The sequence below is a fragment of the uncultured Azohydromonas sp. genome (assembly GCF_937926365.1).
Classification (GTDB): Bacteria; Pseudomonadota; Gammaproteobacteria; order Burkholderiales; family Burkholderiaceae_C; genus Azohydromonas.
Genome location: NZ_CALAOH010000006.1, coordinates 1 through 21251, shown reverse-complemented (window position 1 = coordinate 21251; position 21251 = coordinate 1). Strand labels below are relative to the sequence as shown.

General features: G+C 71.6%; 18 protein-coding genes and 1 pseudogene. 16 read left to right on the top strand and 3 right to left on the bottom strand.

Translation table 11 applies throughout. The features are described from left to right. The 11 genes and pseudogenes from Q0741_RS00390 to Q0741_RS00340 all read left to right on the top strand — a co-directional run. Positions 1–755, top strand: a pseudogene (locus tag Q0741_RS00390) (carbamoyltransferase HypF); the annotation flags it as partial. After that, the gene (locus Q0741_RS00385) at positions 746–991 is read left to right on the top strand and encodes a HypC/HybG/HupF family hydrogenase formation chaperone (RefSeq protein ID WP_298231223.1); all 246 of its coding nucleotides are present in this window, start codon (positions 746–748) and stop codon (positions 989–991) included. The pseudogene Q0741_RS00390 and the gene Q0741_RS00385, both read left to right, overlap by 10 nt. Beyond that, positions 988–2145, top strand: coding sequence for a hydrogenase formation protein HypD (gene hypD, locus Q0741_RS00380; protein WP_298231222.1), 1158 nt, complete (start codon positions 988–990; stop codon positions 2143–2145). Before Q0741_RS00385 ends, hypD begins: the two co-directional genes overlap by 4 nt. A 13-nt stretch (positions 2146–2158) precedes the next feature. Beyond that, on the top strand, positions 2159–3223 hold the full coding sequence (gene hypE, locus Q0741_RS00375) for a hydrogenase expression/formation protein HypE (protein ID WP_298231221.1): 1065 nt from the start codon (positions 2159–2161) through the stop codon (positions 3221–3223). A 71-nt stretch (positions 3224–3294) separates the two neighbouring features. Next, a complete protein-coding gene (locus Q0741_RS00370) occupies positions 3295–4785 on the top strand; it encodes a sigma-54 dependent transcriptional regulator (protein ID WP_298231220.1) in 1491 nt (496 codons plus the stop codon). 185 nt (positions 4786–4970) lie between these two features. Next, complete coding sequence (locus Q0741_RS00365) at positions 4971–5984, top strand: HupU protein (protein ID WP_298231219.1); 1014 nt, start codon at positions 4971–4973, stop codon at positions 5982–5984. An 11-nt stretch (positions 5985–5995) separates the two neighbouring features. Next, complete coding sequence (locus Q0741_RS00360) at positions 5996–7450, top strand: nickel-dependent hydrogenase large subunit (protein ID WP_298231218.1); 1455 nt, start codon at positions 5996–5998, stop codon at positions 7448–7450. A gap of 4 nt (positions 7451–7454) precedes the next feature. Next, positions 7455–8873 (top strand): ATP-binding protein, encoded by a 1419-nt coding sequence (locus tag Q0741_RS00355; RefSeq protein ID WP_298231217.1) that lies wholly within the window; start codon positions 7455–7457, stop codon positions 8871–8873. Further along, positions 8870–9646: a hypothetical protein gene (locus Q0741_RS00350; RefSeq protein ID WP_298231216.1), complete on the top strand. Its 777-nt coding sequence runs from the start codon at positions 8870–8872 to the stop codon at positions 9644–9646. Before Q0741_RS00355 ends, Q0741_RS00350 begins: the two co-directional genes overlap by 4 nt. Continuing rightward, entirely contained in the window at positions 9643–10842 is a 1200-nt protein-coding gene (locus tag Q0741_RS00345) for a hypothetical protein (protein ID WP_298231215.1), read from the top strand. The genes Q0741_RS00350 and Q0741_RS00345 overlap by 4 nt, the downstream gene beginning before the upstream one ends. 40 nt (positions 10843–10882) lie before the next feature. Continuing rightward, a complete protein-coding gene (locus Q0741_RS00340) occupies positions 10883–11449 on the top strand; it encodes a hypothetical protein (protein ID WP_298231214.1) in 567 nt (188 codons plus the stop codon). A 112-nt stretch (positions 11450–11561) separates the two neighbouring features. Here Q0741_RS00340 and Q0741_RS00335 read toward each other — a convergent pair whose 3' ends face one another. Then, complete coding sequence (locus tag Q0741_RS00335; protein ID WP_298231213.1) at positions 11562–12140, bottom strand: RES family NAD+ phosphorylase; 579 nt, start codon at positions 12138–12140, stop codon at positions 11562–11564. A gap of 12 nt (positions 12141–12152) precedes the next feature. Beyond that, positions 12153–12632, bottom strand: a complete 480-nt coding sequence (locus Q0741_RS00330; RefSeq protein ID WP_298231212.1) for a hypothetical protein — start codon at positions 12630–12632, stop codon at positions 12153–12155. A 284-nt stretch (positions 12633–12916) separates the two neighbouring features. Between Q0741_RS00330 and Q0741_RS00325 the strand changes: the two genes are divergently transcribed. The 3 genes from Q0741_RS00325 to Q0741_RS00315 all read left to right on the top strand — a co-directional run bounded on the left by Q0741_RS00325 (position 12917) and on the right by Q0741_RS00315 (position 19274). After that, entirely contained in the window at positions 12917–14047 is a 1131-nt protein-coding gene (locus Q0741_RS00325) for an alanine--glyoxylate aminotransferase family protein (RefSeq protein ID WP_298231211.1), read from the top strand. A 128-nt stretch (positions 14048–14175) separates the two neighbouring features. Further along, positions 14176–15327, top strand: coding sequence for a PAS domain-containing protein (locus Q0741_RS00320; protein WP_298231210.1), 1152 nt, complete (start codon positions 14176–14178; stop codon positions 15325–15327). Continuing rightward, complete coding sequence (locus tag Q0741_RS00315; RefSeq protein WP_298231209.1) at positions 15324–19274, top strand: PAS domain S-box protein; 3951 nt, start codon at positions 15324–15326, stop codon at positions 19272–19274. Before Q0741_RS00320 ends, Q0741_RS00315 begins: the two co-directional genes overlap by 4 nt. Before the next feature lie 103 nt (positions 19275–19377). On the opposite strand, the gene aroQ is transcribed toward Q0741_RS00315, so the two are convergent. Continuing rightward, on the bottom strand, positions 19378–19824 hold the full coding sequence (gene aroQ, locus Q0741_RS00310) for a type II 3-dehydroquinate dehydratase (protein WP_298231208.1): 447 nt from the start codon (positions 19822–19824) through the stop codon (positions 19378–19380). Positions 19825–19867: 43 nt separating this feature from the next. Here aroQ and Q0741_RS00305 point away from each other — a divergent pair, with 43 nt between their 5' ends. Together Q0741_RS00305 and Q0741_RS00300 are read left to right on the top strand one after the other, a co-directional pair. After that, positions 19868–20623: a hypothetical protein gene (locus tag Q0741_RS00305; protein WP_298231207.1), complete on the top strand. Its 756-nt coding sequence runs from the start codon at positions 19868–19870 to the stop codon at positions 20621–20623. 14 nt (positions 20624–20637) lie between these two features. Then, a complete protein-coding gene (locus Q0741_RS00300) occupies positions 20638–21165 on the top strand; it encodes a DUF421 domain-containing protein (protein WP_298231206.1) in 528 nt (175 codons plus the stop codon). Positions 21166–21251: the final 86 nt, after the last annotated feature.

Here is a 21251-nt window from a genome sequence, read left to right as displayed (position 1 = left end):
CCGCGCGCGAACCCTGGCGCCTGGCCGCCGCAGTGCTGCACGCGCTGGGCCGCGGCGCGGACATCCCGCCGCGCCTCGGCCCCGCCGTGGGCGAAGGCACCGCCAGGCTGGTGGCGACCATGCTGGCGCGCGGCCTGAACTGCCCCGCCTCCACCAGCGCCGGCCGCTGGTTCGATGCCGCGGCCGGGCTGCTGGGCCTGTCGGTGCGCCAGGCGGCGGAGGCCGAGGCCGCCATCGCGCTGGAGCGGCTGGCCACCGACACCGTCACCGCGCTGCCCACGCTGATCGAGGCGCTGGCGCAAGAAGTCCGACCACCGCTGGCGCGCGTTGGCGCCGACGGCACGCTGGCGCTGCTGCCGCTGCTGGAACACGTGGCCACGCTGGGCGACGCCGGCCGGCAGGGCGAGGCCGCGGCGCTGTTCCACGTGCAGCTCGCCGACGCGCTGGCCGGCTGGGCGCAGCGCGCCAGCCAGCAACATGGCGCGGCGCAGGTGGCGCTGGGCGGTGGTTGCTTCTTCAACCGGCTGCTGAACGCGCGGCTGACGCACACGCTCGCGGCCCTGGGCCTGCCCGTACTGCGGCCCCAGGCCGTGAGCTGCGGCGACGCCGGGCTGGCGCTGGGCCAGGCCTGGGCCGCCGCGCTGCAGCTGGCCGAGCCCGGAGGCCTGGCCGCCACGGCCATCGCTGCGGACGCATCCACCGAATTCGAAACCCTGGCTCAACCCGCCCTGACGGAGACCTCCTCATGTGCCTAGCCTTACCGGCCCGCGTGGTCAGCCTGCCCGAAGGAGGCACGGACGCCGTGGTGGACCTCGGCGGCGTGCGCAAGACCGTGTCCATCGCCCTCGTGCCGCAGGCGCGGCTGGGCGACTACGTCATCGTCCACGTCGGCCATGCCATCGGGATGATCGACCCCGAGGAGGCCGAGCGCACCCTGGCGCTGTTCGGCGAGCTCGCCGCGCTCAACGACAACACCACGCCCGCGCCATGAAGTACATCGACGAGTTCCGCGACGGCGAGATCGCCCGCAAGATCGCCGCGCGCCTGGCGGCCGAGGCCGACCCGGCACGCGCCTACGCCTTCATGGAGTTCTGCGGCGGCCACACGCACGCCATCTCGCGCTACGGCGTGACGGAGCTGCTGCCGCCCAACGTGCGCATGGTCCACGGCCCGGGCTGCCCGGTGTGCGTGCTGCCCATCGGGCGCATCGACCTGGCGATCCGGCTCGCGCTGCAGCGCGGCGCCATCGTCTGCACCTACGGCGACACGCTGCGCGTGCCGGCCTCGCCCGCGTCGCCGGGCGGCGAGCCGCTGTCGCTGATGCGCGCCAAGGCGCGCGGCGGCGACATCCGCATGGTCTATTCCGCGGCCGACGTGCTGCAGGTCGCGCGCGCGAATCCGCAGCGCGAGGTGGTGTTCCTGGCCATCGGCTTCGAGACCACCACGCCGCCCACGGCGCTGGCGATCCGCCAGGCGGCCCGGGAAGACCTGAAGAACTTCAGCGTGCTGTGTTGCCACGTGCTCACGCCGGCGGCCATCGCGCACATCCTGAACTCGCCCGAGGTGCGCGACTGGCGCACCGTGCCGCTGGACGGCTTTGTCGGCCCGGCGCACGTGAGCATCGTCATCGGCTCGGCGCCCTACGAAGGTTTCGCGCGCGACTACCGCAAGCCCGTGGTGATCGCCGGCTTCGAGCCGCTGGACGTGATGCAGGCGGTGCTGATGCTGGTGCGCCAGGTCAACGAGGGCCGCGCCGAGGTGGAGAACGAGTTCAGCCGCGCCGTCACGCGCCAGGGCAACGCCGCGGCGCAGGCCGTGGTGGCCGAGGTGTTCGAGCTGCGCGAGAGCTTCGAATGGCGCGGGCTGGGCGAGGTGCCTGGCAGCGCCTTGAGGATCCGCCCGGAATTCGAGCGCTTCGACGCCGAGAAGCGTTTCGCGCTCACCTACCGCCCGGTGCCCGACCACAAGCAATGCGCCTGCGGCGAGATCCTGCGCGGGGTCAAGCGCCCGACGGACTGCAAGCTCTTCGGCAGCGTGTGCACGCCCGAGAACCCCATGGGCTCGTGCATGGTGTCCTCCGAAGGCGCCTGCGCGGCCCATTACTCCTACGGCCGGTTCCGCGACATCCCGGTCGTGGCGGCGTGAGGGCACAGCACCCATGAGCACCATCAAGAAGGACTACGTCCGCCCGCTGAACGTCAAGACCGGCCGCGTGGACATGAACCACGGCGCCGGCGGACGCGCCGCCATGCAGCTCATCGAGGAGCTGTTCCTGCCGGCCTTCGACAACCCGTACCTGCGCCAGGGCCACGACGGCGCGGCGCTGCCGCTGCCCGGCGCCGGGCGCCTGGTGGTGGCGACCGACGCGCACGTGATCTCGCCGCTGTTCTTCCCCGGCGGCGACATCGGCGCCCTGAGCGTGCACGGCACCGTCAACGACGTGGCGATGAACGGCGCCACGCCGCTGTACCTCAGCGCCAGCTTCATCCTGGAGGAAGGTTTCCCGCTGGCCGATCTCAAGCGCATCGTGGACTCGATGGGCGCCGCCGCGCGCGAGGCCGGCGTGGCCATCGTCACCGGCGACACCAAGGTGGTGGAGCAGGGCAAGGGCGACGGCGTCTTCATCTCCACCACCGGCGTGGGCGTGGCCGCGCCGGGCGTGGACACCTCGGGCGCCAACGCGCGGCCCGGGGACGTGATCCTGGTCTCCGGCACCATCGGCGAGCACGGCGTGGCGGTGCTGTCGCAGCGCGAGTCGCTGGCCTTCGAGACGGCCATCGTCTCCGACACCGCCGCGCTGCACGCCCTGGTGGCGGACATGCTGGCCGCGCTGCCGGGGCGCGAGGGCACGCTGCACGTGCTGCGCGACCCCACGCGCGGCGGCCTGGCGACCACGCTCAACGAGATCGCGCGCCAGTCCGGCGTGGGCATGCTGCTGGAGGAGGCCGCCATTCCCGTGCTGCCGCAGGTGGACGCCGCCTGCGAGTTGCTGGGGCTGGACCCGCTCTACGTCGCCAACGAGGGCAAGCTCATCGCGGTCTGCGCGCCGGAGGCGGCCGACGCGGTGCTGGCCGCCATGCGCGCGCACCCCCTCGGCGCGAACGCGGCGCGCATCGGCACCGTGACCGAGGACCCGCACCGCTTCGTGCAGATGGCAACCAGGCTGGGCGGGCGGCGCGTGGTGGACTGGTTGAGCGGGGAGCAGCTGCCGCGCATCTGCTGAGCCGCGCCGGTGCCGCCGGCCGGCCAGGGACAATGGCCGCCTTGCCCCGCGCTCCCGAGCCGTCACCGCCCATGATCCCGCCCGCTGCCGACCCGCTACCCATCGTCCTCGTCGTCGATGACGAGGCGCGCTCGCGCGAGGCCATGCGGCGCACGCTGGACGAGGAGTTCCACATCCTCGAAGCGGCGCATGCCGACGAGGCGCGCGCGCTGATGGAGCGCCACGAGGTGGCCGTGATCCTGTGCGACCAGCGCATGCCGGGCGTCAGCGGCGTGGAGTTCCTCAAGGAGGCGCGCCAGCGCTGGCCCGAGGCGGTGCGCATCATCGTCAGCGGCTACACCGACAGCGAGGACATCATCACCGGGCTCAACGAGGCGGGCATCCATCAGTACGTGCTCAAGCCCTGGGTGCCCGATGCGCTGCTGGCCACCGTGCGCGCCGCGGCCGAGACCCGCACCCTGCAGCGCAGCCTGCAGCGCCTGGACGTGGACCTGCGCACCGCCACGCCCGTGCTGCGCCAGCGCCGCAGCGAGGCGCTGGCCAGGGCGCGCGCGGTGTTCGATTTCGATCGCATCGAGCGCGCCCCGGGCAGCCCGCTGGACGGCGTGTGCGCCATGGCCGAGCGCATGGCGCGCTACGACCTGCCGGTGCTGGTGCTGGGCGAATCGGGCACGGGCAAGGAGCTGCTGGCGCGCGCCATCCACTACGCCAGCCCGCGCGCGGCGGCGCCCTTCGTGATCGAGAACTGCGCCGCCATCGCCGACACGCTGCTGGAGAGCGAGCTGTTCGGCCACAAGCGCGGCGCCTTCACCGGCGCCTACGAGGACCACCCGGGCCTGTTCCAGCGCGCCCACGGCGGCACGATCTTCCTGGACGAGATCGGCGAGACCTCGCCGGCCTTCCAGGTGAAGCTGCTGCGCGTGCTGCAGGAGGGCGAGGTGCGGCCGGTGGGCTCCGCCACGCCGGTGCCGGTGGACGTGCGCGTGGTCGCGGCCACGCACCGCGACCTGGAGGCCGAGGTGCGCGCCGGGCGCTTCCGCGAGGACCTGTACTACCGCATCGCGGGCGTGACGCTGGCCATGCCGGCGCTGCGTGAGCGCGTGGCCGACATCCCGCCCATCGCGCGGCGGCTGCTGCACGACGTGGGGCTGGAGCTGGGCCGCGCCGGGCTGCGCTTCGACGAGGACGTGACGCCGGTGCTGATGGGCTATCCGTGGCCGGGCAACATCCGCGAACTGCGCAACGAGATCCGCCGCGCCGCGGCGCTGAGCGACGGCCCCGTGGTCCCCGCGCGCCACTTCTCGCTCAAGGTGCTGCACGGGCAGGCCGGGGTGAGCGCCGCTGCCGCCGCGGGCAATGGACAGGGCCACGGCCGTGGCGCGCCGGCGCTGCCGGCCAGCGGCACGCTGGCGCAGCGGCTGGAAGCCGTGGAGGCCATGCTGCTGCGCGAGGTGATGCTGCGCCTGCGCTGGAACAAGACCCACGCCGCACGCGAACTCGGCCTCTCGCGCGTGGGGCTGCGCGCGAAGCTGGTGCGGTATGGGTTGGAGGAGAAGGGGTGAAAGTCATCGCACAGCACGGCATGGCGAAAGCCCTCAGGGGCTGGCCGCAGGCTGATTTGCCCCGCTCTCAACTTCGTAGGGTGCGCAGCGCCTTGGCTCACGAGAGACAGCAAGTCCACTGCTCCAAGACGGCACTGCACTCTCCGTGGCATGGCGCCATCCTTCATTGCCAAAGCGAGCCCTGAATGACGCCTGCTGACCCCTTCAACGTCCTGTGGCTCCAGTCCGGCGGCTGCGGCGGCTGCAGCATGTCGCTGCTGTGCGCCGACACCACGGACTTCCATGCGCTGCTGCGCGACGCCGGCATCAACTTGCTGTGGCACCCCTCGCTGTCGCTGCAAAGCGGCCATGAGGTGAGGGAACTGCTGGACGACTGCATCGACGGCCGCGTGCAGGTGGATGCGCTGTGCATCGAGGGCGCGCTGCTGCGCGGGCCCAACGGCAGCGGGCGCTTCCACCACCTGGCCGGCACCAACGTGCCCATGATCGCCTGGGTGCGGCGCCTGGCCGGCGTGGCGCGCCACGTGGTGGCCATCGGCAGCTGCGCGGCCTGGGGCGGCATCACGGCCGGCGGTCCCAATCCGACCGAGGCCTGCGGGCTGCAGTACGAGGACGAGCACCCCGGCGGGCTGCTGGGCACGGACTTCCGCGCCACGGGCGGGCTGCCGGTGGTCAACGTCGCGGGCTGCCCCACGCACCCGGGCTGGGTGGTGGACACGCTCATGGCGCTGGCCGAGGGGCAACTCGGCGCCGACGGCCTCGACCCGCTGCAGCGCCCGCGCTTCTACGCCGACCAGCTCGTGCACCACGGCTGCACGCGCAACGAGTTCTACGAGTTCAAGGCCAGCGCCGAAAGGCCCGGCGACCTGGGCTGCATGATGGAACACATGGGCTGCAAGGGCACGCAGGCGCATGCCGACTGCAACACGCGGCTGTGGAACGGCGAGGGCTCGTGCACGCGCGGCGGCTACGCCTGCGTGAGCTGCACCGAACCGGGCTTCCAGGAGCCGCGCCACGCCTTCCACCTCACGCCCAAGGTCGCGGGCATCCCCATCGGGCTGCCCACCGACATGCCCAAGGCCTGGTTCGTCGCGCTGGCCTCGCTGTCCAAGAGCGCGACGCCCAAGCGCGTCAAGCTCAACGCGGTGTCGGACCGCGTGGTGGTGCCGCCGGCGGTGCGGCGCACGCGGCTGAAGTAACGAGGAGTGGAATGAGCAGGCTGATCGTCGGCCCCTTCAACCGCGTCGAGGGCGATCTGGAAGTGCAGCTCGACGTGGCGCAAGGCCGCGTGCGGGCCGCATGGGTGAACTCGCCCATGTACCGCGGCTTCGAGCAGATCCTGCCGGGCAAGGAGCCGCTGGACGCGCTGGTGATCGTGCCGCGGCTGTGCGGCATCTGCTCGGTGTCGCAGTCGGTGGCCGCGGCGCGGGCGCTGTCGGACCTGGCCGGCGTGGCGCCGCCGCCCAACGGGCTGCTGGCGCAGAACCTGATGCTCGCCACCGAGAACCTGGCCGACCACCTCACGCACTTCTATCTCTTCTTCATGCCCGACTTCACGCGCGCGGTGTACGCGGGCGAGCGCTGGCATGCCGAGGCGCTGCGCCGCTTCGAGGCCCAGGCCGGCGAGCTGGCGCGCCGCGCCATCGCCGCGCGCCAGCGCTGGTTCACGCTGCTGGGCATGCTGGGCGGCAAGTGGCCGCACACGCATGCCATCCACCCCGGCGGCTGCACGCGCGCGGTGGAGCCCGCCGAGCGGCTGCGGCTGCTGGCCAAGGTGCGCGAGTTCCGCGGCTTCCTGCAGCAGCAGCTCTTCGGCGCGCCGCTGGAGGAAGTCACCGCCTTGCAGAGCGAGGACGCGCTGCGCGCCTGGCTGCAGGAGGGTGACCGCGGCGACTTCGGCCTGTTCCTGGCGATCTCGGACGCGCTGGGCCTGGACGCGCTGGGCCCCGGCCCGGGGCGCTTCCTGAGCTACGGCGCCTACCTGCAGCCCGATGGCACGCATGCCCTGCCGCGCGGCGTGTGGCACCAGCAGGCGCAGGCGCTGCGTCCGCTGGACGTGGACGCCATCACCGAGGACGCCACCCATGCCTGGCTGGCCGACGGCGGCGGCGCGCTGCACCCGCGCGAGGGCCTGACGCTGCCGGTGGCGGACAAGGCCGGCGCCTACACCTGGAACAAGGCGCCGCGCCTGGCCGGGCAGGTGGTGGAGTGCGGCGCCGTGGCGCGCCAGCTCGCGGCGGCGCAGCCGCTGGTGCTGGACGCGGTGCGCCGTTGTGGCGGCAACGTCCACACCCGCGTGCTGGCGCGGCTGCTGGAGCTCGCGCGCGTGGTGCCGCTGATGGAAGACTGGCTGCGCGCGCTGCGCCCGGGCGAGCCCTGGTGCGAGGCGGCGGAGCTGCCGGAGGACGGCGCCGGCACGGGCCTGGTGGAAGCCGCGCGCGGCAGCCTGGGCCACTGGCTGCGCGTGGAGCGCGGGCGCATCGCGAGCTACCAGATCGTCGCGCCCACCTCCTGGAACTTCTCCCCGCGCGACGCCGCCGGCACGCCGGGCGCGCTGGAGGCCGCGCTGCAGGGGGCGCCGGTGCGCCGCGGCGAGGCCACGCCGGTGGCGGTGCAGCACGTGGTGCGCTCCTTCGATCCGTGCATGGTGTGCACGGTGCACTGACGCCATGAACGACGGCTCCCGCTCCCGGCGCCCCGCGCGTCCCTCGCCGCTGGACGACCCGCAGCGCCACCGCCTGCTGGGCGAGGAGGCGCGGCTCGAAGGCGTGGAGGAGGACACCTGGATCGACGTGATCCAGAAGATGGACGAGGTCTATTCGCAGCTGCTGCGCGACGAAGTGGCGCTGGAGGAGAAGAACGCGCAGCTGGAGCAGTCGCAGCAGTTCATCTTCAGCCTGCTCTCGGCCATGAGCGACGTGCTGGTGGCTTGCGACCACCGCGGCGCCATCGAGGAAACCAACGCCGCGCTGCGCGAGCTCATCGGGCGCAGCGACGCGGAGCTGCGCGGCACCAGCGTCTATACGCTGCTGGCCGACGAGGCGGCCGTGGCGCGGCTGCGCGCCATCGTCGAGCAGCGCACGCCCACGCCGTCGCGCGCGGGCGAAGCGGTGGAGATCGAGCTGCTGGACGCCCAGGGCCGCGCGGTACCGGTGGATCTCAACTGCACGCCACGGCTGGACGGCAACGGGCGCCGCGTGGGCACGGTCTTCGTGGGCCGGCCCATGGCCGAGATCAAGCGCGCCTACCGCGAGCTGCGCGAGGCGCACGAGGCGCTCAAGCGCACGCAGCAGCAGTTGCTGCACTCGGAAAAGCTGGCCTCGCTGGGCCGCCTGGTGGCCGGCGTGGCGCACGAGCTCAACAACCCGATCAGCTTCGTGCTGGGCAACGTGCTGGCGCTGCAGCGCTACGGGCAGCGGCTGTCGCAGTACCTGGAGGCCGTGCACGCCCAGGCCGACGCGGCCGAGCTGGCGGCGCTGCGCCGCTCGCTGCGCATCGACCACCTGCTGGCGGACCTGCCCTCGCTCATCGCCGGCATGCTCGAAGGCGCGCAGCGCACGGCCGACATCGTGCAGGGCCTGAAACGCTTCTCGGCGGTGGACCGCGAGGAGCACGCGGCGGTGGATCTCAACGCCGTGATCGAGCGCGCCATCCACTGGGTCTGCAAGGGCACGGCGCAGGGCTTCAGCGTGCAGTGGACGCCGGCGGGGCCGTGCACGGTGTCGGGCAGCACCGGGCAGCTGATGCAGGTGGTGATGAACCTGATCCAGAACGCCTACGACGCGGCCTCGGCGCAGCCGCCGCGCGAAGGCTCCGCGCCGGCGCTGTGGATCGAGAGCGAGCTCACGGGCGAGCGCGTGCGGGTGAGCTTCCGCGACAACGGGCCGGGCATTCCGGAGGCGGCGCTGTCGCGGGTGTTCGACCCCTTCTTCACCACTAAGCCGGTGGGCAAGGGCACGGGGCTGGGCCTGTCCATCAGCTACGGCATCGTCGAGCGCCACGGCGGCACGCTGACGGCGGGCAACGCGGCGGAGGGCGGCGCGGTGTTCGTGCTGGAGCTGCCGCTGGCGCGGGGCACGCAGCCGTGAGCGACCTCTTCGAGCCCTTCGGCTGGGCCTGTTTCGAGCCCCGGCTGCAGGTGTCGGGCATCCACTCGCCGGAGCCCATGCCGATCGCGCCGGAACTGCAGGCCGAGTTCGGGGTGCACCATCCGCGGGTGCTTGAAGCGGTGCTGGCCCGGCCTGGAGGCTTCGACGGCCGGCGCGCGGCGCTGAAGCACTGGACGCGCCGTCCCGGCGAGCTGCGCCTGCGCACCGGCGAGCGCTCCTACACCGAGGGCCTGGTGATGGCGCGGCTGATCCGCGAAAGGAACGTCCCGCCGCCTTCGGCCGTGGCCGCGGCCGGCTGGAGCTGGGGGACCACCCTGGCCTCGCTGGTGCTGCTGCCCGGCCAGCGGATCCTGGTGGGGCGGCGAGCGGAGCAGCTCCAATCGGCGCCCGGCCGCTGGGCGGCGGTGTTCACGGAAGTGCTGGAACCCCCGGACGTCTCGCCGCGGGGCATGCAGGCCGTGCTGGCGCGGCTGGCGGCGGAAGAGCTGGCGCCTCTGCAGCGCCTGGGCCGGCACCATTTCGTCGGCCTGCTGCGCCTGGCGATCAACTGGGAATGGGTGCTGGTGGCGGTGCTGGACCTGCGCGAGGTGCCCGGCAGCCGGCTGAACCAGGCCCTGGCCGCGCTGGCGCCCGATGCGGAAACGGTGGCCTGGGACAGCCTGCCGCTGGGCGAAGCGGGTGACGCCGAGAACGCCGGGGTGATCGGCATGCGGCTGGCGCGCGAGGTGCACGCGCGGCTGCGCGGCCCATGAGAACGGTCGCGGCGCGCTGGTTCCACTCTCCCTCCGCCGAAGCCGTCGTCTGGCGCTCCACGCTGCTGTTCGTGGGCGTGGACGTCTTCTATACCGGCTTCGTCGGCGCCTACGCGTTCACGCACGGGCAGGTGCTGGCGGTGCTGCTGTTCATTGCCGGGCAGCAGGCGGCCACGGTGCTGGGGCAGGTGGCCGCCAACCGGCTGATGGCGCGGGAAGCCTGGCCCGCCCTGCGCCTGCAGCGGGCGGGCGTGGCGGCGCTGGCGGGCACGCTGGTGCTGGCCGGCGCGCTGCCGGTGCCTGTGACGGCGCGGCTGGTGCTGCTGTGCGGGCTGGGCGGGCTGGCCCGCGGCCTGAGCTACGGTGCGCGGCTGTGGCTGGAGGCGAACCTGCCGGGCGCCGCGGTGCGGCAGGCCTATCTCTGCGCCGTGGAGGCCGCCGCCACCCTGCTGAAGCTGTTCGCGCCGCTGTGGGCGCTGCTGGTGTTCAGGCTGTTTTCCGAAAGCCTGGCAGTCGTGTTCCTGAGCGCGGGACTGGCGGCGCTGGCCTTGCTGGCCTGCATGCGCCACGAGCCGCTGAGCCTGCCGCCGGCGCGCAAGGCCGCCGTGCTGGCACTGCTGCGGCAGCCGCGCTTCTGGAGGACCGCGCCTTATTACGTGGTGGAGGGCGCGGGACACGCGTTGCGCCTGTCGCTGTTCGTTTGCGGCGCGATGACGGTGGTGGGCTCCCTGTCCGGCTATGCCTGGGTGGAAGCCCTGGCCTCGCTGCTGGGTGCGGGCCTGTTGACGCGGCAGGCCCTGCGGGCCCAGTCGGGGCCCAGCCTGCGCACGCTGCGCCGGCTCCTGGGGCTGATGGCGCTGGCCTGGGCCAGCCTGCTGGCGGCCTTGCAGGTGCCGTGGTTCCTGTTCTTCTTCGTGGCCGGTTACGCGGTGGGCCTGCCGCTGGTCAACGCGCAAAAGATGGGCGTGACGCTGGGCGGCATGGTGAAGGAGGGCGCTTCGCTGGAAGCCAGCCTCCTTGGCCGCTCCATCGTGCTGACGGCCTCCCGCGTGGGCACGCTGGGGCTGTGCGCCTCGCTGTCCCTCATGGGCTGGACGCCGCGCATGCTGCTGCTGGGCATGGTGGGCCTCACGCTGGCCTTGCTGCCGCTGGAATACTGGACAGCTCACAGGATGCAGGCGGTCCGCCGCGCCTGAACGGGGCTGAATCCGCCCAGACCACTCTTCCTCGATCCCGATGTCCAAAACCTTCGTCGATGCCAACTACCGCTTCATTGCCGCCAACCAGGAGGTGAACGCGCGCATCACGCAGCGCCAGCAGGCGCTGGCGCTGTACGTGAGCCTGGTCGTGAGCCTGCTGGCGGTGCTGGTGGCGCTGCGCCCGGCCGCGGGCGCCAGGGAGCCGCCGGTGGAGTGGCTCATCTTCGGCTTCCCGGTGGCCTCGCTGTGCCTGGCCTGCCTGAACTACATGGCGGAGCGGGCGATCTCCAACCTGCGCACCTTCATCGCCGTGCTGGAGCAGTTGGAGGACGCGCACCACCACCTGCCCAGCTACAACACCGACCCGCGCTGGTCACAAGGCGCGAACCGGGCGCGGCGCTTCCGCGATTTCGCGGCGGCGATTCTGGCGCTGGCGGGCAACGCGGCGGGGCTGGGTGCGGCGCAAGCGATCTACCCGCAACGCTTCACGAACGCGCCGGGCTTTCTGTACGTGGCCATGGCGCTGGCGGCGGTGTCGCTGTTCGTGCTGCTGGCGACGCCGAAGTGGAGTTATTTGCCCAGCGCGGGGGCGGATACGCCTTGAACCTGATGCCGGTTCCAGACGGCGACTTGAACGGCCTGGCGACCTGCGGAGCCGGGGCCTGCGCGGACGGAGTGGTGAGCCAAGGCGACCGACAGGCCGGCTCAACGACAGCTCAGGGCACCAATGGCACCTGTGAACCGTGCAAGGCGGTCAGCAGGGCGTGATGCGGGCCACCGGACGGATCGAGCAAGGGCTTGCGCCAGAGCAGCTTGAGGTGGCCCAGAACAGGCTGGAACAGCGCATAGCAGTCATGCCCGTAGTGCTGCGCGGACCGGTAGACCAGGCCATCGAAACCCAGGCGCGACGCATCGGCGGCGATCCGTTGGGTGACGCCGACGCGCAGCGATTGCAGCACCGGCAGGAACGACGCATGGGGCCGAAGGTCCAGCAGTCGCATGGTCTGCCGGGTCTGCAGTGCCAGCAGACAACGGCGGCCGATGTCGGCCAACGAAAGGTCAACGGCTTCGCGCCGAGCCAGCGTTTCGTAGATCGCCGTTTCCGGCCCTTCGGCGAAATAGCCGACGATTTGCTCGGCCAGGTCGAAGCGACCGGCCAGGGTGCCCGGGGGTGAGACCCTCAGCGGCCCGATGGCCTGCGTGCCGGGGCGAGATCGGGCCCGCTGGATACGAAACAACGTGGATGCAACCGGAAGCTCATGTTCCGGTACGTAGGACAGCTCTTGGAGCTTCATTCAGGACTCTGTTCATTGGTCCTCCTGCGCTGCCAGCTCGATGACACGCTGTGCCTGGCCCTGCTCGATGGCTTGCCGCGGCGTCAGTCCGCCCAGGCCACCCAGCGGCGTTTCCAGGAACGCCAGCAGTGCCCAGCCCTCCCGGAGGCCCAGCGCGGCGGTGAGCTTGGGCAAGGCGTCCCACATCAAGGGCTCGAACTGCCAGCGCGGCATGCGATAGCCGCGCTTGGTCTGGGTCAGGCCGATCGCCCGACCCTTTGCAATCCAGGCGTTGATCGTGACGCGACTCGTGCCCACCAATGCCGCCGCTTCGTCCGTGGACATCATGTCCTGCGCCTGCAGCCGCTGTTGCCGGCTGGCCAGGCTGTTGGCCAACAGTGCCCGGATCTCGGCGGGAGACGCGTAATCGGATGGCGGTGTCTTCGATGCGGCGCGCCGGGTTCGAACGGCTGCACGGGAGGTTTGGCTGAGGATTGAAGATTCGGTTTTCATTTCCAGCCTCTCCAGGTCTGGTGGCCCGTGAGGGCCGTTACCACTCAAGGCGTGTTGCGGCCGTGGCTCCGTCAACACGGCAATATTCGAAAATTCCGTTAAGTTGGATATTACGGAAAATTCAGTGGGCTTCGCAAGCAGACTGCGGCAGGAGGCGGTTCCCTGCCGAGCCCGGCCTTGTCGCAACGCAGTCCGCGTGCACATCGCTTGCCTCCCCGGCGGGAGCGGCAAATTCATCCGCTAAGCTGCCCCACACCCCCTGAAGTCACAAAAGGAGACTCTTCATGCCCGGCTTGCTGCCCGATGTGGACCCCGACGGCCTGCTTGAGTACTCGGTCGTCTATACCGACCGGGCCCTGAACCACATGTCCGCCCGCTTCCAGGGCGTGATGCGCGACATCTCCGCCGTGCTGCGCGATGCCTACGGCGCCTCGGCCGTGGCCGTGGTGCCCGGCAGCGGCAGCTTCGGCATGGAGGCCGTGGCACGGCAGTTCGCCACCGGGCGGCGCGCGCTCGTGATCCGCAACGGCTGGTTCAGCTTCCGCTGGAGCCAGTTGCTGGACATGGGCTCCATCCCCGCCGCCACCACCGTGCTGCAGGCGCGGCGCCAGGGCGAGGGCGCGCAGTCGCCCTACGCCCCGCCGCCCATCGAGGAGGTCGTGGCCGCCATCGAGCGCGGCAAGCCCGAGGTGGTGTTCGCGCCGCACGTGGAAACCGCCTCCGGCATGGTGCTGCCGCACGACTACCTGCGCGCCGTCGGCGAGGCCGCGCGCCGCGTGGACGCGCTGTTCGTGCTCGACTGCATCGCCAGCGGCGCCGTGTGGGTGGACATGCGCGACTGCGCCGTGGACGTGCTCATCAGCGCGCCGCAGAAGGGCTGGAGCGGATCGCCCTGCGCCGCCTTCGTGATGCTGGGCGAGCGCGCCGCGCGGCGCATCGCCGACACCACCAGCACCAGCTTCGCCTGCGACCTCAAGAAGTGGCTGCAGATCATGCAGACCTACGAGAACGGCGGCCATGCCTATCACGCCACGCTGCCCACCGACGCGCTGCAACGCACGCGCGACGTGATGCGCGAGACGCAGCGCGCCGGCTTCGAACGGCTGTGCCAGGCGCAATGGAAGCTCGGCACCGCGGTGCGCGCGATGCTGGAGCGCCGGGGCTTCCCGCCGGTGGCCGCACCGGGCTTCCAGGCGCCGGGCGTGGTGGTGAGCTACACCACCGACCCCGAACTGCACACCGGGCGCAAGCTGCTCGCGCAGGGCGTGCAGATCGCCGGCGGCGTGCCGCTGCAGTGCGGCGAGGGACCGGAGTTCAAGACCTTCCGCATCGGGCTGTTCGGGCTGGACAAGCTGCAGGACGTCGATGGCGCCGTGCAGCGGCTGGAGCGCGCCTTCGACGCCGCGCTGGCCTGAGCACAAGAGATCCGATCCCAGGCCGCCGCGCAGCGGCCCTTTCACTGCCACAGACCGCCTTGCTCCACGTTCCACCTCCTGCGCCTGACACCGGTTATCGCAAGGCCCGCTCGCGCGGCGACCGCCTGGTGCTCACCTACGCCGTGGCCGCCGCGCTGTGGGTGCTGCTGTCGGACCGCGTGATCGCCTGGCTGGTCACCGACCCGGTCGTGCGCTCCGTGGTGCAGACGGGCAAGGGCTGGCTCTTCGTGCTGGTGACGGCACTGCTGCTGCACCACCAGCTGCGGCGCTGGACCGCGGCGATGCAGGCGCTGCGCGAGCGCGAGCTCAAGGAGCGGCACCTGCTGGAAGCCATCGCCGAGAACTCCTCCGACGCCATCAGCGCCAAGGACACCGAGGGCCGCTACCTGTTCTGCAATCCGGCGGCGCTGCGCTGGCTGGGCAAGGATGCCGGCGAGGTGCTCGGCCACGACGACCACGCGCTGCTGCCCGCGGCGCAGGCCAAGACGCTCGCCGCGCTGGACCACGGCATCCTGGCCGACGGACAAACGCGCACGCGCGAGGTGGAGATCGACACGGCGCTGGGCCGGCGCGTGTTCCTCTCCACCCGCGGCGCCCTGCGCGACCACGGCGGCGCCGTGGTCGGCGTCTTCGGCGTCTCGCGCGACATCACCGCGCGCAAGCAGGCCGAGGAGGTGCTGCGCGACCGCGAGCACAAGCTCAACGCGATCGTGCACTTCTCGCCCTCGGCGCTGTCGATCAAGGACCGCGAGGGGCGCTACGTCGTCGCCAACCCGAACGTGCAGCGCATCCTCGGCCGCGCCGAGGCGGACATCCTGGGCCGCACCGACCTGGAACTGTTCCCCGCGCAGGCCGCGGCGGCCTTCCGCGCCAACGACGAGCGCGTGCTGCGCTCGCTGGAGCGCTGCTCGGTGGAGGAGACGGTGCCGATGGACGGGCAGCCGCGGCTGTTCATGTCGCACCTGTTCCCGGTGCTCGATGGCCAGGGCACGGCGCGCTACGTGTGCCGCATCGCGCTGGACATCACCGAGCGCAAGCGCGCCGAACAGGCGCTGACGGCGCGCAACGAGGAGCTGGAGCGCTTCAACCGCGTCATGGTGGGGCGCGAGCTGGACATGATCGAGCTCAAGCGCCAGGTCAACGCGCTGTCGCTGGCGCTGGGCCGGCAGCCGCCGTACCCCCTGGCCTTCGACGAGGACAGCAGCCAGGAAGGCTGTCAGGACCGCGGCGGCCGGCACGCCGGGGCGGCCGCGCCATGAAGCGCGAGGACGCCCTGATGCCGGCCGGAGGCTCGGCCGCCGCCGCGCCCCCGCACGGCGGCATGTCGCTGGTGGGCTACCTATCCCGGCTGGTGTGGTGGTGCCTGCTGCCGTTGGCGCTGCTGGCCGGCGCCCTGGCCTGGGACCGCATCAACACCGGGCGGCTGGGCTACGAGGACAGGGCGCGCAGCCAGGCGCGCAACTTCGCCGCCGCGGTGGACCAGACCCTGGCCACGCGCATCGCGGCGCTGGAAATGCTCGCGCGCTCGTCGCAGCTGCGCCAGGCCCGCGGCTGGGACGCGCTGTACGAGGCGGCGCGGGACTTCGAGCAGAGCTTCGGCAGCCACGTGATCGTGGTGGACGCGGACATGCGCATGCTCTTCGACACGCGCTTGCCGCTGGGTGCGCCCTTGCCGACGCTGCCGCGCCTGCAAGGGCACGCCGCCGCGCCCACCGCGTTGGCCTCGGGCCAGCCGGCGGTGGGCGACGTGGTGGTGTCGCTGCAAACGCAGCAGCCGCTGGTGGTCATCGCCGTGCCGGCGCAGCGCGAGGGCGGCACCGCGCTGGCACTGCTGACGCTGGTCGAGACCACCGTGCTGCAGCGCCAGCTCGATGCGCTGCAGTTGCCCAGGGGCTGGGCCGCGTCGCTGCTGGACGGGCAGGGCACGCCCATCGCGCACCGCGTGCCGGCGAACGTGAAGCTGAGCGAGGCCGAGCGCTTCGCCGCGCCGTCCGGCCTCTCGGGCTGGTCGGTGGTGGTGGAGATCCCGCGCAGCGAGTACCGCGCGCTGTGGCTGCGGGCCGCCGGCGCGCTGGCCGCCTCGGTGCTGGGCGCGACGCTGCTGGGGGCCATCGGCGGGCTGCTGGCCGGGCGCCGCCTGGGGCGTGCCGTGGCCACGCTGGCCCAGCCCACGCCCGTGTCCGGCCGGGGGACCCGGATCGTCGAGATCGAAGCGGCCCGCGCCCTGCTGCACGCCGCGCGCGAGAAGCAACGCGAGGCGGAAGTGAACCTCTCGGCCAGCGAGGAGCGCTTCCAGGCCACCTTCGAGCAGGCCGCCGTGGGCATCGCGCTGGTGGCGCCCGACGGGCGATGGCTGCGCGTGAACCGCAAGCTCTGCGACATCCTGGGCTACACGACACAGGAGCTGCTGGCGCTGACCTACCAGGACATCACGCACCCCGACCACCTCGAAGCCGACCTGGACGCGGTGCGCCGCATGCTGGCGCGCGAGATCACGACCTTCTCGATAGAGAAGCGCTACCTCCACAAGGATGGCGCCACGGTCTGGGTCAACCTCACGGTGTCGCTGATCTGGCGCGGCGACGGCGAGCCCGACTGCTTCATCGCCGTGGTCGAGGACATCCAGGCGCGCAAGCAGGCCGAGCAGGCGCTGCGCGGCAGCGAGCAGCGGCTGCAGCTGTTCATCGAGCACGCGCCGGTGGCGCTGGCCATGTTCGACCGCGACATGCGCTACCTGGCCGTGAGCCGGCGCTGGCTCACGGACTATGGGCTCGAAGGCCAGCCGCTGGCCGGGCGCTCGCACTACGAGGTGTTCCCCGACCTCCCGCCGGCGTGGCGCGAGGTCCACCGCCGCGCCCTGGCCGGCGAAGTGCTGCAGGCTGACGAGGAGGCGTTCCGGCGCGACGACGGCAGCGTGCAATGGCTGCGCTGGGTGGCGCAGCCGTGGCACCAGGGCGACGGCAGCGTGGGCGGCATCCTGGTCCTCACCGAGGACGTGTCCGCGCGCGTGCAGGCCGAGCAGGCGCTGCGCGAGCAGCAGGCCGCGGCGCTGGAGGCGCAGCGCAACGCGCGGCTGGCGGCGCTGAACCTGGCGGAGGACGCGGTGGCCGAGCGCGCCCGCGCCGAGGCCGCCAACGCGGCGCTGCGCGCCAGCCAGGCGCAACTGCGCAAGCTCGCGCAGGCGGTGGAGCAGGGCAGCGAAAGCATCATCATCACCAACGTCGAAGGGCACATCGAATACGTCAACGAGGCCTTCGTGCGCCAGACCGGCTATGCGCGCGAGGAGGTGCTGGGACGCAACCCGCGGCTGCTGCAGTCCGGGCGCACGCCGCGCGAGGACTACGAGCGGCTGTGGCAGGCGCTGACCGAGGGCCGCACCTGGCGGGGCCACTTCATCAACCGCCGCCGCGACGGCAGCGAGTACATCGACTCGGCCGTGACCATGCCGCTGCGCGACGACGCGGGGCATGTCACGCACTACGTCTCGGTGCAGGAGGACGTGACCGAGAAGACGCGCATGGCCGAGGAGCTCGACGCGCACCGCCACCACCTGGAGGAGCTGGTCCACCGCCGCACCGCGGAGCTGGACCAGGCCCGCGCCGCGGCCGAGACCGCCAGCCGCGCCAAGAGCGCCTTCCTGGCCAACATGAGCCACGAGATCCGCACGCCCATGAACGCCATCCTGGGCCTGACGCACCTGCTCACGCGCGAGGGGCCAACGCCGCAGCAGGCCGCGCGGCTCTCCAAGATCGAGGGCGCGGCGCGGCACCTGCTGTCGATCATCAACGACATCCTGGACCTCTCGAAGATCGAGGCCGGCAAGCTGCGGCTGGAGGAACGCGACTTCGCGCTGCAGGCGATGCTGGACCACGTGCGCTCCATCGTCGGCGACTCGGCCTCGGCCAAGGGCCTGGCGGTCGAGATCGACACCGACCCGGCGCCGCTGTGGCTGCGCGGCGATGACACCCGCGTGCGCCAGGCGCTGCTGAACTACGCCGGCAACGCCGTGAAATTCACCGCGCGCGGGCGCATCACCCTGCGCGCGAAGGTGCTGGAGCAGCGGGACGAGCGGGTGCTGGTGCTCTTCGAGGTGGAGGACACGGGCGTGGGCATCGAGCCGGCGCAGCTGCCCCGGCTGTTCGGGGCCTTCGAGCAGGCCGACGCCTCCACCACGCGCAGGCACGGCGGCACCGGGCTGGGCCTGGCGATCACGCGGCGGCTGGCGGCGCTCATGGGCGGCGAGGCCGGCGCGCGAAGCACGCAGGGGCAGGGCAGCGTGTTCTGGTTCACGGCCTGGCTGGGCCGCGGCCAGCCGCTGAGCGCGGGCACGCCGCAGCTGGCCGCCGCCGAGGCCGAGCTGCGGCTGCACCATGCCGGCGCGCGGCTGCTGCTGGCCGAGGACAACTACGTCAACCGTGAAGTGGCGCTGGAGCTGCTGCGCGGCGCGGGCCTGGAGGTGGACGTGGCCGAGGACGGCCAGCAGGCGCTGGAGAAGCTGCAGCGGCAGCACTACGACCTGGTGCTGATGGACGTGCAGATGCCAGTGATGGACGGGCTGGAGGCCACGCGCGCGCTGCGCGCCCGGCCCGAGTTCGCCGCGCTGCCGGTACTGGCGATGACGGCCAACGCCTTCGACGAGGACCGCGCCGCCTGCCTGGCCGCGGGCATGAACGACTTCGTGGCCAAGCCCGTGGACCCCGAGAGCATGTACGCCACGCTGCTGAAGTGGCTGCCCGGCGGGCGCCGGGCCGCGGTGGCGGCGGCTTCATCCATGGTGGCCGAACCGGCCGCGCTGCCCGCGCCGCCGGCTGCCGAGGCGCAGGGCGACCTGCTGGCGCGGCTGGCGCTGCACCCGGGCGTGGACGTGGCCGCGGCGCTGTCGAACCTGCCGGGCATGGAGCACCGCTACGAGTTGCTGCTGCACGTCTTCGCCGAGCACCACAGCGAGGACGCGCGCAAGCTGCAGGCGCATCTGGCGCGCGGCGACCAGCGCGGCGCGATGCTGGTGGCGCACTCGCTCAAGGGCGTGGCCGCCACGCTGGGCGCCACCGAGCTGGCCGCCGCCGCCCGTGCACTGGAGACGCGGCTGCGCGAGGAAGGAGCGCCACCCGATGCCGAGGCGCTGCGGCCCCTGGTGGCCGAGCTGGAACGGGCGCTGGAGCCGCTGGTGCGGCTGATACGGTCGGCGGCAGCCAAGCCCGACTGAGCTGGCCTTCCGTTCGCCTTGAGCTTGTCGAAGGGCCTGCAGCCCGGCTGCCCAAGAGGGCCTCGACAGGCTCAGCCCGAACGGAAAAGCCTCACGAGGTCGATCAGGCCTGCGCCTGCTGCACCGCCGACACCGCCGCACGCAGGCCCAGCAGGTAGCTGTCCACGCCGAAGCCGGCGATCTGGCCGCGCGCGATCTCGGCGATCACGGAGGTGTGGCGGAAGGCCTCGCGCGCGTGGATGTTGGACATGTGCACTTCGATGATCGGGCACTTGAGGATGGCCAGCGCGTCGCGGATGCCGTAGCTGTAGTGCGTCCAGGCCCCGGCGTTGATGACCACGGCCTCGGTGCCGTCGGTGTGCGCGCGGTGGATGCGCTCGGCCATCTCGCCCTCGAAGTTGGTCTGGAAGCATTCCACTTCCGCACCCAGCTCCTGGCCCAGCGCGCGCAGCTGGTCGTCGATCTGCGCCAGCGTGGCGGTGCCGTACTGCTTGGGGTCGCGCTTGCCGAACATGTTGAGGTTGATGCCGTGCAGCGTGAGGATCTTCATGGGGCGTTCCGGGGTGAGTTGAAGCGGGTTGAGGAGAAGGCCGATGGCCCGCGGAGCCGGCCGCACCCGGCGGCGCATCCGCGAAAAAGGCCGGCAGCTTAACCGCGCCGGGGGCGTACCTTCAGCCGTTCGCTCTTGGCAGAGTGACCGATCCCTTCGGCAAGCCCAGGAGAGCCTTGCCGAAGGCCCCGCGCCGAAGGGTTGTTGGCCCGCCCACGGGCGGAGCTGGGCCGGCTTTGTTGGCCACCCGGGAGCGGGCCTTGCCACCCAAGGTCATCACCGCTCGGCTGCCAGCCCCCGGGACATGAAGCAACGACACGCGGACCTGCAATTGCATGAAGACCTGCGCCTGCAGCACCGGGAGTGGCGTGTCCAGAAGGTCAGCTGGTTCCTGCTCTACGCGTTGCTGGTCGCCATCGCCTTCGGCCTGCTGGGCCATGGTCCGCTGTCCAACAGCCAGGTTCGAAGCCCGGCCGGCGGTACGTTGCTGGAATTCGACCGTTTCATGACCGTCAAGTCCACCAACCGGCTGACACTGACGCTGCAACCATCCAACGGCGAGGTGCGGGCGGTGCTGGATGCAAAATACCTGCAGGACGTGGAAATCAAGGAAATCAGGCCCGAACCCGAAAAGAGCGTACTGGAGAGCGAGGGCACGGCCTACATTTTCTCGGCCAACTCGCAAAAACCGATGCGGGTGCATTTTTCCTTCGAACCCAGAAACATCGGCATGCTGGAGGGGTGGATCGCTGTGGCCGGCGAACCGCGCCTGAAATTCAAGCAATTCGTTTACCCCTGAAGCGGAGCGCGGCCATGGATGTCTTTGCCCGTACCTTCTTCATCTACCTGTTCCTGCTGGTGATCTTGCGGCTGGCGGGCAAGCGCACGCTGTCGGAAATGTCCACCTTCGATTTCGTGCTGTTATTGATCATCAGCGAGGCGACACAGAACGCGCTGGTGGACGACGACCGCTCGCTCACGTCCGGGTTGGCCGTCATCCTGACCCTGGTGGCACTGGACCGGCTCGTGGCCGTGGTGAAAACCAAGTTCCCGCGCATGGACAAATTCATTGACGGGGCGCCGCTGATGCTGGTGGACCATGGCCGCGTGCTGGAGGATCGGATGAAATGCTCGAACGTCGGCGTCGATGACATTTTGCAGGCGGCGCGGCAGCACCAGGGTATTGGCCGCCTGGAGCAGATCAAGTATGCGGTGCTGGAAACCAGCGGCGGCATTTCCATCATTCCGATGGACGAGCATGCCGACCTGGAGCGCCGCATCGAAATGGCCGTGGAGGCTGCCGTCAAGCGCGCCCTGCGCGAGCATGCGCAGCGGGCGTAGCGGCGACGCGGGAGGAAATAGCTAGTCGCCGCTCTAGGAGGCTGTCGGACTTGAACCTGATCTGCAGTGCGACTGACGCAGGTTGT